Source organism: Neobacillus sp. plas4, assembly GCF_057221695.1.
The window spans coordinates 2,951,405-2,969,275 of sequence record NZ_CM170152.1 but is presented as its reverse complement, the minus strand read 5'-3'; the positions used below and the strand labels follow the sequence as shown (position 1 = coordinate 2,969,275).

At 36.6% G+C, this 17,871-nt stretch carries 18 protein-coding genes and 4 pseudogenes; 4 read left to right on the top strand and 18 right to left on the bottom strand.

The features are described from left to right. Positions 1-348: 348 nt before the first annotated feature. The 3 genes from AC2TFD_RS14775 to AC2TFD_RS14765 all read right to left on the bottom strand — a co-directional run bounded on the left by AC2TFD_RS14775 (position 349) and on the right by AC2TFD_RS14765 (position 2,227). A complete protein-coding gene (locus AC2TFD_RS14775) occupies positions 349-768 on the bottom strand; it encodes an NUDIX domain-containing protein (RefSeq protein ID WP_484676177.1) in 420 nt (139 codons plus the stop codon). Positions 769-925: 157 nt separating this feature from the next. Beyond that, the gene (locus AC2TFD_RS14770) at positions 926-1,126 is read right to left on the bottom strand and encodes a hypothetical protein (RefSeq protein WP_484676176.1); all 201 of its coding nucleotides are present in this window, start codon (positions 1,124-1,126) and stop codon (positions 926-928) included. Between the two features lie 219 nt (positions 1,127-1,345). Next, a complete protein-coding gene (locus AC2TFD_RS14765; protein ID WP_484676175.1) occupies positions 1,346-2,227 on the bottom strand; it encodes a LysR family transcriptional regulator in 882 nt (293 codons plus the stop codon). 124 nt (positions 2,228-2,351) lie between these two features. Between AC2TFD_RS14765 and AC2TFD_RS14760 the strand changes: the two genes are divergently transcribed. Next, positions 2,352-3,734, top strand: a complete 1,383-nt coding sequence (locus AC2TFD_RS14760) for an MFS transporter (protein WP_484676174.1) — start codon at positions 2,352-2,354, stop codon at positions 3,732-3,734. A gap of 6 nt (positions 3,735-3,740) precedes the next feature. After that, complete coding sequence (locus AC2TFD_RS14755; RefSeq protein WP_484676173.1) at positions 3,741-4,700, top strand: NADP-dependent oxidoreductase; 960 nt, start codon at positions 3,741-3,743, stop codon at positions 4,698-4,700. Between the two features lie 300 nt (positions 4,701-5,000). On the opposite strand, the pseudogene AC2TFD_RS14750 reads toward AC2TFD_RS14755, so the two are convergent. From AC2TFD_RS14750 to hflK, 10 genes and pseudogenes are all read right to left on the bottom strand, one after another. Then, a pseudogene (locus AC2TFD_RS14750) lies at positions 5,001-5,093 on the bottom strand (dihydrofolate reductase family protein); the annotation flags it as partial. Between the two features lie 12 nt (positions 5,094-5,105). Then, positions 5,106-5,567: a GNAT family N-acetyltransferase gene (locus AC2TFD_RS14745; protein WP_484676172.1), complete on the bottom strand. Its 462-nt coding sequence runs from the start codon at positions 5,565-5,567 to the stop codon at positions 5,106-5,108. A 142-nt stretch (positions 5,568-5,709) separates the two neighbouring features. Next, a complete protein-coding gene (locus AC2TFD_RS14740; protein WP_484676171.1) occupies positions 5,710-5,973 on the bottom strand; it encodes a TetR/AcrR family transcriptional regulator in 264 nt (87 codons plus the stop codon). A 45-nt stretch (positions 5,974-6,018) separates the two neighbouring features. Then, positions 6,019-6,633: a GNAT family N-acetyltransferase gene (locus AC2TFD_RS14735; protein WP_484676170.1), complete on the bottom strand. Its 615-nt coding sequence runs from the start codon at positions 6,631-6,633 to the stop codon at positions 6,019-6,021. A gap of 107 nt (positions 6,634-6,740) precedes the next feature. Further along, positions 6,741-6,891 (bottom strand): annotated as a pseudogene (locus tag AC2TFD_RS14730) (helix-turn-helix domain-containing protein); the annotation flags it as partial. A gap of 303 nt (positions 6,892-7,194) precedes the next feature. Further along, the gene (locus AC2TFD_RS14725; protein ID WP_484676169.1) at positions 7,195-7,617 is read right to left on the bottom strand and encodes a hypothetical protein; all 423 of its coding nucleotides are present in this window, start codon (positions 7,615-7,617) and stop codon (positions 7,195-7,197) included. Further along, positions 7,598-8,071: a MerR family transcriptional regulator gene (locus tag AC2TFD_RS14720; RefSeq protein ID WP_484676168.1), complete on the bottom strand. Its 474-nt coding sequence runs from the start codon at positions 8,069-8,071 to the stop codon at positions 7,598-7,600. The genes AC2TFD_RS14725 and AC2TFD_RS14720 overlap by 20 nt, the downstream gene beginning before the upstream one ends. A 190-nt stretch (positions 8,072-8,261) precedes the next feature. Beyond that, the gene (locus tag AC2TFD_RS14715) at positions 8,262-9,596 is read right to left on the bottom strand and encodes an NfeD family protein (protein ID WP_484676167.1); all 1,335 of its coding nucleotides are present in this window, start codon (positions 9,594-9,596) and stop codon (positions 8,262-8,264) included. A 145-nt stretch (positions 9,597-9,741) separates the two neighbouring features. Then, on the bottom strand, positions 9,742-10,668 hold the full coding sequence (gene hflC, locus AC2TFD_RS14710; RefSeq protein WP_484676166.1) for a protease modulator HflC: 927 nt from the start codon (positions 10,666-10,668) through the stop codon (positions 9,742-9,744). After that, on the bottom strand, positions 10,655-11,626 hold the full coding sequence (gene hflK / locus AC2TFD_RS14705) for an FtsH protease activity modulator HflK (RefSeq protein WP_484676165.1): 972 nt from the start codon (positions 11,624-11,626) through the stop codon (positions 10,655-10,657). Before hflK ends, hflC begins: the two co-directional genes overlap by 14 nt. A gap of 800 nt (positions 11,627-12,426) precedes the next feature. Between hflK and AC2TFD_RS14700 the strand changes: the two genes are divergently transcribed. Next, entirely contained in the window at positions 12,427-13,119 is a 693-nt protein-coding gene (locus AC2TFD_RS14700; RefSeq protein ID WP_484676164.1) for a DUF421 domain-containing protein, read from the top strand. A 281-nt stretch (positions 13,120-13,400) separates the two neighbouring features. Further along, on the top strand, positions 13,401-14,594 hold the full coding sequence (locus AC2TFD_RS14695; RefSeq protein WP_484676163.1) for a TerD family protein: 1,194 nt from the start codon (positions 13,401-13,403) through the stop codon (positions 14,592-14,594). A 263-nt stretch (positions 14,595-14,857) separates the two neighbouring features. On the opposite strand, the gene AC2TFD_RS14690 is transcribed toward AC2TFD_RS14695, so the two are convergent. The 5 genes and pseudogenes from AC2TFD_RS14690 to AC2TFD_RS14670 form a co-directional block, all read right to left on the bottom strand. Further along, positions 14,858-15,862, bottom strand: a complete 1,005-nt coding sequence (locus AC2TFD_RS14690) for a DUF3231 family protein (RefSeq protein ID WP_484676162.1) — start codon at positions 15,860-15,862, stop codon at positions 14,858-14,860. Positions 15,863-16,138: 276 nt separating this feature from the next. After that, positions 16,139-16,426 (bottom strand): annotated as a pseudogene (locus AC2TFD_RS14685) (flavin reductase family protein); the annotation flags it as partial. Between the two features lie 178 nt (positions 16,427-16,604). Next, positions 16,605-16,750 (bottom strand): annotated as a pseudogene (locus AC2TFD_RS14680) (GNAT family N-acetyltransferase); the annotation flags it as partial. Positions 16,751-16,843: 93 nt separating this feature from the next. Then, positions 16,844-17,005: a hypothetical protein gene (locus AC2TFD_RS14675; RefSeq protein WP_484676161.1), complete on the bottom strand. Its 162-nt coding sequence runs from the start codon at positions 17,003-17,005 to the stop codon at positions 16,844-16,846. Positions 17,006-17,383: 378 nt separating this feature from the next. Then, on the bottom strand, positions 17,384-17,704 hold the full coding sequence (locus AC2TFD_RS14670) for a ribonuclease E inhibitor RraB (protein WP_484676160.1): 321 nt from the start codon (positions 17,702-17,704) through the stop codon (positions 17,384-17,386). Between the last annotated feature and the right edge of the window lie 167 nt (positions 17,705-17,871).

Sequence of the window (17,871 nt, the reverse complement as noted above, 5' to 3'; positions counted from 1 at the left end):
ATCTCTTAATGAGTCCTCTTTAGATTAGGGCCAAAACTCTCTTATATTAAATAAAAACGGCAACCTTATTTGAACTATAACCCGATTAATGGACACTAAATAAAAAATGCCCTTTAATCGGGTTATAGTTCAAATATATAAGCTCTTTTTTTTGCTTAATACCTTTTCCGAACACGTGTATCCTATTTTCTTCACGTTACCCATTTTTTAACATATATAACTTAATTACCCAAACGAATGTTATTCAACAATCTGGCCCTTTAATGAAAATAAGCGCTGTTCCTTTTTACAGAAAAGCGCCCGATTGTTGAAGATCATTTATGTTTCTTTATTGATTATAAGCACCCGTTAATAAGGAGGTTTTATTTTTTCAAGTTGCCCATTTAATTCGACTAACTTGTTTTTAATAAGAGGTTCGATTTCTTCAGGCAATTGATTTAATCTAAAAAATCTGGCTTCTATTCCTTTATTGCAATTAGGAGTAATTTCTCCTTCGTACTCGGTACATAAATAACCAATTGCCACAGGATGATATTCAGCGCCACTTTCCTCGACCCGATTTATTAATTCCTTGCCTGAATATACACCAAATAATTTCACCTTTATTATCTTTATGCCTATAACTTCTAAGACAATTCTTGTAATACACTCTTCAACTGACTCATTTAACTGTAAAGCTCCACCTGGAATAGTCCAAGTTCCTTCTACGTTTCGACTCAGTAAAATTTTTTCCTTTATTATTAATGATTGCCACGCTTGGTCGAACAAATATTAGTGGAGAATGCCCAATCATTTCTCTTATATCTTCACAACAACCCATCCTATCAATACTCCTCACAATGATAACGGTCTTAAAGTAAATACTGCCTCTTAATTGGAAAATAAGTATTAAAGGAGTAACCTACTCCTTTTTAGATGGCATTTGTCAGCCACCTTCTATGCAAGTTGCGGTGGAGCTTCCTACTACTTTATTTAATTCAGTTAATAATACTTGAAGAATCTTGTCGTTTACTAATACTTGTAATGTCTTTTCTGTAATTTGAACATTGTATTTTTGAAAAACCTCAAGTGTTTCTTCCCATACTTCGCTTATAGCCTTTGAAGTCATATTTGATTGGATTACCATAAAAACAAACCTCCCTCTATGGATATTTCTCCAACCTTATTCAATTAACCAGCCATTTAACTGATTTAAGCCCAAGAAAAATGGACTGCTGAAACAGTCCATCGTTGTTCAATTCTTGCGCCCTTTTGTGGAGGAAAATGTGTTATCTCTAATTTCATTTAGTCGAACTGAATGGAGATTATCCAATGCTTCTTTTTGGTTTTTTTACAATATTTTTTCTTAACTATTCCCATTATTATAGTGTTGAATGAGGAGTTCCTGAAAGGTCCGTGCAGCCAATGATAAGTATCTCTTTTCCGACCAAGATAGATAATAGATCCGTTGACTTTCAGATTCCTCTATGTGCAAATAATGAAATGGAATATCTTTTTCCAACAAGGATTCTAACCAAAAAGCAATTCCCAGATTTGATTTCAATAATTCCTTTATTGTATTTGCATCGTCTGCTTCACACACAACATTCATTGTAAATCCCGCTTTTTGGCATATTTCATCTGTTGCATCCCGAAAGGAATGTCCCTTTTTAAAGTGGATGAAATCTTCATTTGAAATTTCACTTAATTTAACGCTCTTCCGATTAGCAAGGAGATGTTTAAAGGGAACGGCAATCAACATTTCTTCAGTCTGAATTGGAATATTTGAAATTCCATTTTTGTTAATCGGTTTGCAAGAAATAGAAAAATCAATCACGCCGCTTTCTAGGAGCTGCTCTTTCTTTTCAATTGTTGTAGTCTGGGAAATAGTAAATTGAACGTCCGGATAGAAACTTCGAAAAGAATTGATGACATCAGAAAAATGAGGCAAAAAAGTGGTGTCGATAGAAACTGTTCCCCGATCCAGTCCTGCCATATCAGCTATTTCTCGTTTTCCTTCTTCTAATGCATTAAGTGCTATCTCAACTTTTTTCAAAAATACCCTTCCATACTCATTTAGATTAATTTGTCTCCCTGTACGGTTAAATAATGGTACTCCAATATCTTTTTCCAGCCTTGCGATGGTTTGGCTAAGAGCAGGTTGTTTGATATAGAGCTCGTTTGCAGCCTGTGTCAAATGTTTTAATTGAGCAACCTTTTGAAAATACTTTAGCTGAAGCAAATCCATTTCATTTTTACTCCTTTCATAAGCTTAACATTATCATTATATAAACAAATATATATTTTCCATTATATGTATTCAAAAATATACTGTTAATGTGGTGACAATCCTTATAAGGAGGTCTGAAACCATGAAGCTTTCAGTCCTGCAGGAAAATCGTGTCATTCGTTTGCTTTGTTTCATGGTCCCATTTGCGATAATAAACAGCTTTATGTTGAACGTGGCTTTACCTGATATTTCTGAACAGTTTACAATATCTCCTTCTATTGCCAGTTGGGTGGTCACTATTTCGGGAATCATTTCAGCAATGGGTGCCCTAGTATACGGAAAATTATCAGATCACTTTGGAATGAAGAGTCTTGCTGTTTTTGGGGTTCTTTTATTTTCCGCTGGATCCATCTTTTGTTTAATTGCTCCAGATTTCTCTCTGTTAATTGTTTGCCGTGTGATCCAGGGAATTGGTGTATCATCTATTCCCTCTTTTGCGATGATAGCCCCTGTTCGCTATGTTGATGAAGAACGCCGTGGAAAAGCACTTGGGATTCTAGCCTCTGTCATGGCATTTTCAGGAGTAATTGGCCCAATATTGGGCGGGATTTTTACTGGAATCTTGCATTGGCGTTTTTTATTTCTTTTTTCCACGTTCATTATTCTAACTCTTCCTTTTATTCTCAAATGGTTCCCGAATGATGTACAAAAAAAAGCTGGAAAAGTGAATCTACTAGGTGCAGGATTACTAACCGCCTTCATTATTTGTCTAATGGAAACTATTACCCTGCTGAATATTTGGCTTTTTATTGGATCTATATGTTTATTAATCTTATTCCTTATTCAGCAAAGGAAATCTATTAATCCTTTTATTCCAATACACCTCTTTCAAAATGCTGCCTATCGTTATGGAATCATAATGGGTGCAGTGAATAGCTCTGCCAATTTTGGTGTATTTCTGATCACTCCATTGCTTTTCAGTCAATTTTACGGATTAAATGGGTTTTGGATTGGATTACTATTGGCACCTTCAGCTATTACTTCAGGCTTGTTAGGATCATATGGCGGGGCATTGTCTGATCGAAAAGGAAGCAGATATGTAATAAGGCTATCTCTCCTCCTTCTAAGTATTGGTTTTCTTTTACTCTCAACTCTTTCGGGATATACGTATTGGGTCCTGTCTTTATGTCTTATTCTCACGGAAATTGGATATGTTTTTATGCAGCCATCTCTAACCAATTGGATATCCAGAAAACTATCTGTAGAGCAATCAGGCATTGGTCTAGGTGTATACAGTTTGTCAAACTTTATTTCCATTGCCGTATGTGGAGCCATTACTACCAAACTAATCGAGCTAAACTATTTCCCTCTCATAAACCCCGCTGCCTTCGATAGCAAAACAGCAATATACAGTAATATATACTTTGGATTTTTCATACTGGCAATGTTAAATTGGCTATTTGTCACATTTTATGTAAAAGACGAAAATGGCCGACTATTACAAAAAAATACCGAAAGGATATGATTCATTATGATGAAAGCCATTCGAGTTTACCAATACGGTGGACCGGAACAATTAAAACTCGAAAGAATTCCTATTCCGCAGCCCAGCTCTGATGATGTGTTAATTCGGGTTCATACCGTTGGGGTACTTCCGTATGATTGGAAATACCGTGAAGGTTACTTTAAGGATAGCCGGCCCGCAATCTTTCCTTATACCCCTGGGACAACCTTTGCAGGAACTGTGGAGAAAATTGGCCGCAATGTACATGATTATTACATCGGACAGGAAGTCTTTGGACGAAGCAAAAATGGAACTTACGCTGAGTTTACCATAGCATCAAGAGAAGAACTTTTACCTAAACCTTCAACAATCACATTTGAAGAGGCAGCAGCAATCCCTGGGAGTGCTATTTTAGCGTGGCTTACTTTATTTAGGGACGGAGAATTAAGGGAAGGTGAAAAAGTGCTGATTCATGGAGCAGCAGGAGGATTTGGTTCTATTGCAGTCCAATTGGCTAAATGGAAGGGAGCACATGTTATAGGAACCAGTTCAGGGAGAAATTTAGACTTCCTTTCCTTATTAGGAGTAGACACTGTCATTGATTATACTTCCACCTCTTTTGAGAATATAGTCCAAGATGTAGACCTGGTTGTCGATACGGTGGGTGGAGAAACGTTAGAAAGATCCTGGTCCGTTGTAAAAAAAGGAGGAAAACTTCTATCTTTAGTTGAACAGCCATCAGCTGATAAAATACGTATGTATGGACTAAAAACAGTAAAACCGTTTACTACGTATCCTCCTGAGGAAACGAAAATTATTTCTCAGACAATTACCCAAATGATTGCAGATCGAAAGTTAAGGATCGTCATTTCAAAACTTGTTTCATTAGAAACGGTGCATGAAGCACATAAAATATCTCAACAAGGTCATGGGCGCGGTCGCATTATTTTAAAAGTATATGATGGCGCTCAAGGTGATAATGATTAACAACCCATATTGCGAAATATGGGTACCTGTAAGTCCGTTATAGTTTGATTAGCCTTTTTACTTGTTTAATATTTTTTCATTAACAAAAATAAAAAATAGAATGTAGAAGAACAAGTGGCTTATCAGTCCCGATAATTTCTTGTTCTTCTTTCATTAATAGCTCCTATAACAAATTAATGACACAGTCTATCTTTGTATAATTCTTACGCCCTTTTATTTAATAAGAATTAGGGTAACCGTGAAATCGTTCGAATACCAATTATTTTAATTTAAGAGTAACTTGCTCTGTAGTTGATACTACCAATCAACTTCTCCATTTTTCCCTTCAATAAAACCATCTAACGTAACTGCTAAATCTACAATTACTCTTCTTCGCTTTACCGCTGTAGACATAGTTCTGCCTCCTTAAAGTTTCAGCTTTAAACCTTCATGTGTTGCTTTAAAACCTAACCGTTCATAAAATCTTAACGCATCTGGTCTTTTTTTATCAGTTGTTAGTTGTACTAAATGACAACTACGTTCTTCTGCACGTTGAATTGCCCATTTTATAAGTTCAGTACCCACGCCTTTACCTCTTACAGAAGCTGATGTTCTCACTCCTTCGATAGTAGCTCTCCATCCACCTTGATGTGTTATGAATGGTGTAAAAGTAATTTGTTGCACCCCAATTACTTTATTGCCGTCACATGCCACTACTAACTCGTTATTAGGGTCGGATGTAATAGCCTCGAATGCTTTTATGTAACTAATTGGAAGTGGATGCTCATAACGTTCACGCTTACTTCCTAAAACATCTTCAGCAAGCATTGCAACAATACTATCTAAATCTTTTTCAGTAGCTATTCTAAACCTTATTTCTGCCTCCAATAAACCCCCTCCTCTTTTTAGTAAACCTTAAGTTACATTCTATGCTAACAGCTTTATACCATAAGGGTAATTATAATTTTTTAATGACGTTTCATAAGATTTCATTTATATGAGGGAGGTTATATAACCATCTGCGAATCATTTAAACTGGAGACGAATCGTTTTTAAACGTTTCAACGTTTTTTGCTAATCCTGCTGCGGCATATGAAACAACTTCATTAAACAAATCATCTTTGGTTTTATTATGAGTGTACAAGAGTCTAGTACTGATTCCTACAGTGGATGCAATATCCTGAACACTAGTTGCAGCAACACCTTTTTTTGCAAATAGTTTTATTGAAGCAGAATGAATTTTGTTTTTAGTTGCCGTTCTCAGTGCTTCATATTGTTTTTTTATTCTAGGCAAGAAATCTCCCTCCTTTTCGCTCTATCATCTAGAGGAAAATCATCCTTATTTTTTCACATATTTCAAAGACAAAAAATTATTGATTCCAATTTTATTCGCTACCTTTTGCGAAAAAGCCTTCCGTTTATACTCCTCAAAACCCAATTTTTTATATAAATTCATTGCCGGAGTATTCGTATCAGCAACTTCTTCAATAACGTAATTGGTGTACGTTGTATTTTCGAAAATATGCTGGATGATTTGAGATGCTACGCCCTGTCCTCTGAATTCAGGAGCTGTTCCAACAAATTCAATCGAGCCTGTATTGGGAGGGGGATTTTCAAAAGGGGCTTCAAATTCCTTTTTTAAAAAGATCCCGGCCATGCTTCCCTTGAAGAAGCCTAAGTGCTTTCTCAGCTCTTTTTTATTTAATCTTACCGATGATGTTTTCCCGTCCGTACATGCCGTCACTCCTGCAACTTTATCAATTGCTATAGCTATATAAAATTGATCTAATAAAAACATGTGGGCAAAAGCCTTTGCAATGATGTTTTTATCTTTGGAAAAAAACACAAGCCATTGAGTGAAGCCTTCCGCAAAAATTTCAGACATTTGCGTCCTTACATCTAAATCAACTTCATCGGCTTTTACAATTAGAAACTTATTAACTCGAGATTTCATATAGCATTTTCCTTTCATTTTTATGAATGAATATATTTTCAATATAAATTCATACGACACATCGTCAAATTATATTCAACAATCTGGCCCTTTAATGGTATAAGGAATTATTCTTTGTTCCCCTCCGACGGCTTTCTGTATCATGAGCCCTCGACACATTATAATCTCAGAAACTTGAATAACAGTCATACTTCCCTCTTTATAGAGCTGCACTGCAAAATTCATTCCTGCGTGATTTCTATGATATTTCTTTAACCGGCGGCCACTTTAGGAGGTGATTTGTGCTTATTTTAAGAGCTATTTATCACATCTAACTTTTGTAGCTTTGGAGCACTGATCGATCAAATTAATACTAATCTTGATAAACAAACAAAAAAAAGAGTGTGTTTTAAAAAAAGATTGATCAAAACACACTCTTAATATATTAAATTGAATTATTCTACGATAAAAGTATACTCATAAAGTTGTTTTATTTAGAATGACCAGAGATTCCTTGCTATATAGCTTTGAGCGATTCTGAAGAGTTGGAAGACAATTCGGACATCTCTGCTCATGTAGCTGCTAACCATTGGACTGTTTTTTCTTCATTGTTGCGCCCAGTATGATCAAGGCGACATAGATTACGATGGCAATCGAATCTATAAACGTATTCGTAAGGGCAGAAACGTCAAACATAGCCGTTACACCAAGAATCACAATCAGTCGGACAATCAGGATTGCTACAATCATCCATAAGGCAAACCGGGTCTTCCATCGCTCACTTTGGAATGACATGAAAATAAATGCGATGCCGAAGACCAGATTTTCCGCCGTTATAATGTGCCAAACATACGTGAATACCATCCGGGAATCCGTGGATATCGCCCTAATGTCCAGCGTCGGCAATACAGCAGATTGCCCGTTCCATGCATGCGTGACGGCAAACAGTATCGCAAGAACTCCTGCAATCAGATAATAGAAATTCCTAATCTTGATGATGATCACAACCCTCCTCGAAAATTTCCAAGTCATCCTCTCGGATATCCTTGTAAAGCTCACGGGCGAATTCTGCCAATCGTTGGTCGCTTTCGTTATTAAAGTCCCTTAACGTGTCTGCTGCTATGTTGAGCAGTTGACAGACCTTTTCCAGATGGGTAATCTTTTTGCGCGTTTCTGCGTACTTAGCATCGAGGAACGTAGCAACCTCTTCGCAGTATGCGGAGTCGATATTTTCCATCTTGTGGAAACCAAATTTCCCTTTGATTTCGTCAAGAGAAAAGTCCGCATACCGCATGATCTGAATATTCATCAAGTCTATGAGGTCGTCTCTCGAATACTTGCGGTACCGATTGTGTTCCCGTGACGGCGAGACGATCCCAATCCGGTCATAATACCGAAGTGTATCCTTGGACATCCCCAGTATCTGCGCAACCTCTTGTATAGAATAAAGTTTTTCCATGAATTCAGAATATCATGTGAGTTGACACCAATGTCAAGTTGCTCTTTGACTTTTTTATCGATATGTGTACTCATAACGTGTGGATGATGTAAAAAAAGTGGTTTTATTCATTTCATGTTGAAATAAAGTTTATAGAAAGGCAGGGTTCCTGCCTTTCTATAAATTAATAATATTCTTATCTCTAGTCTTCCTATCTTTCTACCTTATCCAAATTTGGTATTTCTCTTACGACAATTCTGGCCCCTTCTGCCCTCATCACTCTTACTTTGGATCCTTTGCCAATAAAGCCACCTTCACTTACAGCATCCAGCCTTTCGTCTTCAATGATGATGGTACCAGATGGACGCAGCACTGTTGCCGCATACCCAACCAGTCCAATTAATTCTAAACGGCTTTTATTCGCGATATAACCGCTTTCTATATTGGTGGAATCGGTTAAAATGAGTTTTTTAAACAGTCGTATTTTTTTACCAAAAACCTTAATCACTAAAATAGTGATCAAGATGGAAACGACCATGGCGATAAGCAGGGATATTCCCATGTGAACTACATTATCTGCTGCCAAAAAGAAACTTGCAATAATTGCCACAAAACCGAGAATCCCTGCAATACCACCTGATATAAAAAACTCTAATAATATAAGACCGATCCCAATAATAAATAGAATAAGGGTTTCATATCCCGTAAGCCCCGCGACGAGATGTCCATAAAAAAACAGCAGCAATGCTGACACTCCGATAAACCCGGAAACACCGAAACCTGGTGAGAATAATTCCAATACGAGACCAAGGATGCCAATCGTTAGTAACATCGAATAAACAATTGGATTTGTGATAAAGCGGGCCATTTTTTCTGCCATGCTTACTTCAAGAGGTCGTACATCCGCTTCGGTATATCCAAGTAATTCAAGCAGTTCATCAAGATTGTTCACAATTCCTTCAGAGTATTTAACCTCTAAAGCCTGTTCCGAGGTTAATGTTAATAGTTTTCCTTTTTCGGCTCCGTACTCTGGTAAATCAACATTTTCATCAGCCATTGCCAGAGCATAAATTGGATCCCTGTCAGCATGCAAAGCCGCGTTTTTCATTTCGGCAAACCAATAGGATTCCGCTTTCTTTCCAGCTGTATTACCGTTCTGGTCAATGATAGCAGCCGCTCCCATCGTCCCTCCTTTCACCATATAGATTTCATCCATATTTAATGAAATATAGGCACCGGCGGATAACGCTCTGTTATTAATAAAAGCAACTGTCTTGATATCCGTGGAAGTAAGCAGCTTGCCAATTTCCACAGCAGCATCAACTGCTCCTCCAGGGGTATTAATCTCAAAAATAATAACGTCCGCATTTTCATTCTCAGCTGTTTCAACGGCTCTTTTCAAAAAGGCGTACAATCCCTTTTCAACTGTTTCTTCAATCGGTACAACATAGACTACTTCCCCTTTTGCTGAGCTGTCCACTGGGAGAAGCATAAGCATAAAGCCAATTATCAATAAAAAACAAGCAACTACTCGTATTCGATTCACTCTTTTCACTCCTTTCATATTAAGTAGTAACCATAGTATAAACGGTACTCCAAAAAACTACTTTTCAAACCATATAGGACAAGCCCTGCTACACCGAAGCAAATAGCAGGGCATTACCATTTATTGATATTCCTAGTTTAAATGATTAATCTATATATCCCATCAACAAACGTGCATAGGGAGAGTCGGATGGAAGGACGATAACCGTTTCATCATTAATTGTCTTTTTGTACGATTCTAAGGTACGGAACATGGAATAAAAGGTCGGATCTTTTGAGAACGCTTGATTATAGATTTTTGCCGCTTCAGCTTCACCATCAGCACGAATCGATTCTGCTTCAGCTTTAGCTTTTGCTAGCAATTCCTGCACTTCGCGATCTGTATCAGCCTCAATTCTATTCTTTTCTGCGTCACCCATTGACAAATATTCCTGTGCTTTAGATTCCCGTTCAGAAATCATTCTTGTGAAGACGGATTGTTCATTCTCTGCAGGAAGATCAGTACGCTTCATCCTTACGTCGGTAACCACAATCCCATAATTGTCTTTCCCAAGAAGATCATTCACCTTTTCAGTTATCCGATCATTTAAAGAACCACGTGAAGATTTTTCATCATTAATGATTTCGTCATAGTTTAACTGCCCCAGCTCTGAACGAACGACGGAGTAAATAAATTCCTCCATTCGTGATTCCGCCTTTTCAACGGTTCTAGCATTGGAGATCATCTTTTTAGGATCTTCAATTCTCCAAATTGCATAGTTATCGATGAGCATCCGTTTCTTATCCTTGGTGTTAATCTCAGCTTCGGTAACATCATACGTCATTTGATATTTTGGTAGAGTCGTGACACTTTGAATGAACGGAACTTTATAGGTTAGACCTGGGGTTTTCACAATCCTAACCACTTCACCAAACTGTCGAATCACTTTATATTGCCCTTCTTTCACAACAATGAGGTTTGTAAGGAAAACTACTAAGAGAACAAGTACGATTACTAAAAAGATGCCTATTTTTGTGTATTTTCGCCAGTTTCCTCCACGACTTTCAAAATTAACTACATTATCTTGACTCATTTTTTTCACTTCCTTCCCCATTTGTCTTTGTCTGTTGGTTTTCCAAAGGTCGGATTGGGAAATATTTTAATGTATTTCCATCATCGTTCATAATATAGATTTCAGCATTGGGAAGAACCTGTTCAAGCGTTTCCAAAATTAGCCGCTCACGAGTAATGTCTTGATTCGTACGATATTCTTCATACAGCTTATTGAATACGGCAACATCCCCTCTTGCCGTTTCAATCCTTGCTACATTATCACCTTGGGCTTTTGACATGAGAGCAGCCTGTTCCCCCTTGGCTTCATTGGTCCGTTTGTTTCGATATTTCCCTGCTTCATTAATTTTTGTATTCATCGTTTCACGGGCGTCTGTTACATTTGTAAATGCCTTTCTTACCTCGTCATTGGGCAGTTCCACATCCTGAAGTTTGACAGCGAGGATCGAAATCCCGATATCGTATTTCTCCACCAATGTGGATAACAAATCCCGTACCTCCGCCTCGATTTCAGCCTTCCCAGAGGTTAAAGCGTCATCAATTTTCGAACTGCCGATAATACTTCTTAAAGATGCAGAGGTAGCATTATACAATATTTCTTCAGGCTTCTCAGCATTAAACAAATATTTGGCTGGCTCGGTTATTTTCCATTGGACTACTAAGTCCGCTAAAACGATATTTTCATCACCAGTAATCATTTTCGTTTCATTTGGAAACTCTTTTATTTCCCCATCTTTCTCTTCATAACCGAATTGTAGACTAAAGGTTTCCTTTGATAGTGTTTCCACGGATTGAATTGGCCATGGCATCTTAAAATGTAACCCTGGTTCGGTTACCCCTTCTTCAACCTTTCCAAAGGTAATAATAACAGCTTGCTCGCTTTCATCAACGGTATACCAAGTGGTAAAACCAACAATCACAAGGATTGCTACTAAAAAAATAAGCCCAACAGTTTTATATATCTTCTTTAAATTATCCATTCGGTCTCCCCCTTCTTTCTATAAGCCTATAGTTCTATTACGGCTATATTACAAAAAAGTTTCAATATTTAAAAAATGAATTCCAGATGCCAGAGGGATGCCAGAGGTGCCAGAGGGACGGTTCTGACGGCTTTTATTAATTATTTTGGAATTATTTGCAAAAGGCTGAAACATGACGTTTTATTGAACAAAAAAATGCCAGACATCATCTGTTTTTTTGGATGATGTCTGGCACTTTTTTGATTTGAACTCCAAAGCCCTCCGTGTTTTTCTTTAGGTCGTGGAGGTTCTATATGCTGCGGACGTTCCTGAGGGCTTCCTCCGCAACGAAAATATGTATAACACCGAACACCCATCAAAGGGGTTTCTAGTTTTTGTTGATTAGGTTGTGACATAGGAGTAAGCTCAACGATTTGGAGCTGATCCACTTCTAGCATTTGTAATACTTTTTGAAAGTTTTCATTTATACTTCCTTTTCATATCTATCTAGATTTGTCGTGGGCATATCATGTTTAAAAGAGAAAGTTCTTTCATTTTATGCAAAAGATTTTAAGGATTTTATCATAACTTACTATAAAAACATTAATTTAGAAAAATAGATTGAATTCGTTTTTATTAACAATCGTGCGCGATTGTGGAAGATCATAAGCTTAATCCCTCGCTAAAAATACGGAGAGATTAGGCTTTTTTACATTTAGGGAATTCGAATTTTTTTCCTTTTTTAATTACAGAATATAGAGCTTGCTGCTGGACATACTATCACAACGAACTGTCGGATTTTTTATAAGGGAGTAATAGCGATGTCAGGATCTGTTGAAATCATCTTTCGAACCTTTACTGCTTTTATTTTATTATGGGTATTTGTCCAGTTGCTCGGTAAACAGACGATTTCCCAGAGGACCTATCATCTTTATATCGCTTCCATTACAATGGGAACAATTGCAGGAAATCTAGCATTCAATATCAAAGTTAAATTCCTGTATTTTATTATTTCAATTATGATTATGGGTACCGTCGTTTTTATACTGAATCTTGCTGCGGTTCGAAATCCGCGCTTCGGGAAATGGATTGCTGGAGAACCTGCTACCTTAATTCAAGAAGGACAAATTCTCGAAGAGACAATGAAGCAAATGGGGTACTCACTAGAATCTCTTAAACAAGCTTTGCGGGGCAAAGATATCTTCAATATAGAAGAAGTCGAGTGCGCTATTTTAGAAATAAACGGCTCCCTCTCTGTGTTAAAAAAAACCCAATACCAAAATACCACCAAACAAGATTTACCTATACTACCCTCAGCAGGAACCGTACCGATAGAACTTGTCTATGATGGGAAGATCTTATACGAAAACTTATCCAAACACACCTACACTGAAGAATGGTTAATGGCTGAACTAAAAAAAAGAAACCTTGCTGTTCTTGACATCTCGTATGCTGTCCTTGGGACAAAAGGAAATTTGTATATTGATTTATTCATGGATCAATTAAGTGAATAATTATTGGAATATCAACATTACATTTAATCTATAAAGGGTTTTAAAGAAAATGTTACCCATCGAAGAATAGATCTAATCGTTTTCCTTAGAAAAAAGTAAATGATGTTGTTTTTCAAAAATCAACATTATAAAACGTAAGTACAAGCCTACCTCTTATTTACAAAACTAGCGTTTTGTTGTCCCATGGATACTTAAATCACCTTTCAAAGCTTCTCCCCTAGATTGAAAACACGCCTGTGTTATAATGAATAAAACTTTTAGCTAACTAAAGGAGGATGGTCATGCTCACACAAGTTCAAAAAGGTGCGAGAGTGGGTATCACCAAAAACCAAGTAAATATAACAAAAATAATCGTTGAGGTTGGTTGGGAAACAACGGCACAACTTGACATTGATTCTTCCATTTTTATGATTGGTTCAGACGGCAAATGTCTATACGATGAATCGATTATTTTTTATGGCAATTCCAGCTCTGCCGATGGTTCTATTCATCATTCCGTTCTTACCCATCCCACAAAACATAGAGAACAGTTTCAAATTGAAATAAAAAAGGTATCCCCTATAACCGATAAACTTGTCTTAACTTTGACCATTTATGAGGGTGAAAAAAGTGGAGAAAATTTTTCCAAAATGGTTAATGCTTATGTAAAAATAATGGATGCGGATTCTCAACAGGAGATATTGCTGTATCACTTAGATCAATATCACATTGAAAACACGCTTGTCCTTGCCGAGATTTATAGGAAAAATGGAGAGTGGAAATTTTCCACTAATACTGGTGGTTTTGCTGGCGGGCTTGCTGCTCTTTGTCATCATTTCGGGCTTGAAATCGAGAATGGCTCAGAATCTGATGAGCAAATTGAGACCCCTAACCAGTCGTTACCTCCAGTTGAAGAAAGTATTATACATAAGAATCCTGAACCAACACCAGAAGCTGCGATTTCATTAGAAAAGGTCATCCTAAAAAAACCAGGTGATTTCATCTCGTTACGAAAGGCAAGTAAAATTGAAAATATTCATGTGAAATTAAATTGGACAAAGGGTGTCGATTTGGACCTTTATGCCTTTTATATCACAAAAAATGGAACATTTGGACACATCTTTTTTGGGAATAAAGGAAAATTAACCACCTCCCCCTATATCGCACTCGATAAGGATTCCGGAGTCGGGAATTCTGCGGGAAACAATGAAGAAAATATGACGATCAAAACGCTCGAAGATGTTGATAAAATCATTATTGCTACGAACATTTTTAGATTTTTGGGGTTTCTCAAAAAGGATGATAATTTTGCAAAATATGATGGCAGGGTGTTAATAAAAACAAACAACGGTGATGACATTGAAGTTCCACTCACCTCCACCATTGCTGGTCGATGGTGTATCATAACAAAAATTGATAATACCAATCCTACAGACCCGAAAGTAATTAATATCAATCATGTACAATCTTCCGAACCGACAGTGAATGACCTATAAGAAAATAAAAGTGTCAGGCACCTCCCTTATATTTGGATGGTGACTGACACTTTTTTATCTGGAACTCGGGCCATTTTATGCGTGTGGGATGTAAGCTTAAGGTTATACAGCCCAAAATGTTGGTTAGCGAACTCTTTGCATTTCACTGAATCAATGGTCTCTTTAGATTGAATTCTCTAGTAATATATCCAATGATTATTCCAAGAAAGACTAACATTATTGGGAACCAAGCAGGACCCACTACTATAGCCTTGTTACTGTTCCTACACCTCTTTTGAAATTTCTGTTCTATTAGGAGCAAGTGGTGGTTGTTCTAACCATTTATTTTGTACCATAAGGTTAAACCATTTCTTTGTTACCATAATATTTTTTAGTATAGTACCCTCATAAGCGGTCACGAGGTCAGTTCGCATGGAAGAAGCTAGACCTGCACCATGGTAATTTTGCGCAGCCTGAAACAGAAAACCAATATGATACAACATTAACTTATCAGAGAAAGGAGAGTCCGTTGAAGTTGTCACTTCTGTCTCCCAAGATTTTGGAACTGGCAAATTATCCGCTTGCATTATTTTTGTCAATGTTTTTATTTGTCCATCAGCCGTTTTCTCTGAATCCGTTAAAAACTTCCTTACTTCTTTTGTTTGTGCAACTTGACCGAATGCGATAGAAAGGGTTTTAGCCATAATGCTTTTTTTTAGGTTGAAAGATATACTAATGATTTCTGTCGCTGCTAATTTTCTTCCTTTACCAAAAAAACCATCAGTGAAATCTTGGCTGGATATAAACTCAGGGTTTTTAGCTGGATAAAATAAAGGGTCTCTCTGAAAGCTTCCTTTTTCAAGCAATAACTCAATTGTTTGGTGATACATCCTTTTCCCATCATTATCACAGGAGTCGTAAAAATACCGTAAGTCTTTTCTTACAGAAACGCCTAATGAAGTTGAGTGTCCTAGCAAACCATGTAATGTAATGATATGTAAATAATTTAGGCAAAATATATCGGTGAACAATCTTTGTTTCCCTTGAAAGAGATCAGATTCAGTAAATCCAATAGGAACGGGAAACCCTTCATTTTTTATAAAAGTAACGATTTGTTGTTTTTGCTTTTCGAATGTGTTGATAGCATCCTCAAAAATAGCTTTAATTTGCCCATCCTCAATAATAGAAACCATATATTTATTTATAATATCAACAGCTGTTCCATTTACATACTCTGCCCACAAACTTCCTATTTCCGAAGATGTGAGTTTTAACTGTTCCTGTTCCATCTTGTCACCCTTTCTACTCTGCTATACATTGGTTATTATTAACCAATTCAGCAAGAGATATGATTTTCTTATTGGGTTTAAAGAAAACCATAGGGTCAGTCAATAAAGGTATCGTTCTTTGTGTATAAAGGAAGTACCGTCTTAGATACCATATGCATTTTAGAAAGGAGACACATAAAAAGATTGAGTTGGGTTAAATACCGAACTCAATCCTTCGTAACTACATAAGTGTTTAATTGCTTTGATAAGTGCACGTTATCCTTTTTTATCTTATTATTATGAATAGAACTCCGCTGGAATTTCTCCAAATTGTCTTCGATGGTATAACATCGGATTACGTTCTTTATTCACTTGAATATTTTGAACTGCACGAATTAAAATTGTGTGATCACCAGCTTCGATTGTTTCATACATTTCACATTCTAATACTGCAAAAGCTCCCTCTATTATAGGTAAATCTAATTGGGAAAGTGACCATTGGCAGCTAGCAAAACGATCAACATTTTTACTAACAAAAATTTTACATAATTCTGTTTGGTTACCAGCCAAAATATGAACTGCAAATTTACCACTTGGTAAATGAAGTGATGAAAATTACTACTAAAAGCTATTAAAAAATTAACCATCAAAACGCTCGATAACCAGGAGATTATTGAGCGTTTTCTTTATAAATCGTATAAATCAAATGTGATTTAAAGTTTTTTACAATAAAATATTTTCAATACAAAATGACAGGTATGAACTATTTTGTTAGATTCATACCTGTTTTTTTAATCGGAAGGGAATTCTCCTTTAATTCCAGTACCATAAATACTTCATTAGGCACCTCAAATGGAGCTTTGATCCCCACAAACTGGCTTACTTAAAGTCAAACTTCGGATAATAGTCTTTACAATAAATGATTTAGTAAAATTTAATCACGTAATAACGCATTTCCTCTAGGTTACACACATTAAGCACCCACAAAGGGGTGCCTTTATTCTAAGGTTGAAAAGGTTCAATTTTTCTGGTTACTTTGTTATCTACACTAGCAAATTCCGTTCCGTATTTGCCTGATGATCCAGCTTGGTTGCGAGACGCTTCAGCTTGATTTGCTCGTATTTCAGCATCTGTTGAACGACTTTGCTTATTGTTATTCGCCATTGATAATCACCGCCAGATTACTAATGTAACCAACAATTGCAAGTTTATCTTATTTTTAAAAGCCGGAATAGGAAGGGCATAAGTATTCTTTGGCCCTAGTTAAAATAAACAATGTAATCATCCGGTAAAAATGTCTTAAGCGTTCGGCAATTGTTCTACTCGCTGGGCGTACAATGAAACGTCCCAAGTGGTTTGAGTACTTGGGACGTTTTCGTTTAATCATAACAGAACCTTAAACCAATGGGCATGCTATTCCGTACGATGGAATTAAGCTTAACCTTCTCCTTCAATTGCTTCAAAGGGTTCTAGTACTTGGTCGATTGTTACTATAATCTCCGTGAAAGAGTCGAAATCATCTTTTTGATTCCCTCAACCATTTTATTCTACAAAAACGCCCCAACCGTCAGAATAACCACCATGTGGTTTGCTTAAATTATTTAATTTATTCTGTATTTGAATTAATTCATTATAATTTAATAACATTCTTTTAGAGCAACAACATGCCCACTCTTCAGTTTCGTCGTCTTGCTCTAGGAAACAATTGAATCCTTCTTCTTTTAGCACTTGCGATAATTTTTCACCTGTTGCTTTATCAGGAACGGCAACAAAAAAGTCCACTGATTGTTGTTTTTTAAAATCTAATCCATCTTTATATAGACTATGTAAAGCATCTCCATCAGCATCATTGGGAAATTTCATTCGTTTTTCCTCCATATTCTATTACATTCATTTTTTTCATTATAATTCACTTATTTCTATTCGACTAACCATAAATTATTATTATTGAAAAAGATATAAAGCCACAATAAATCTAGGAACAATTCTTTGAATCTCTTTCAGACCCACCCCAAACAAACTCGAATTTA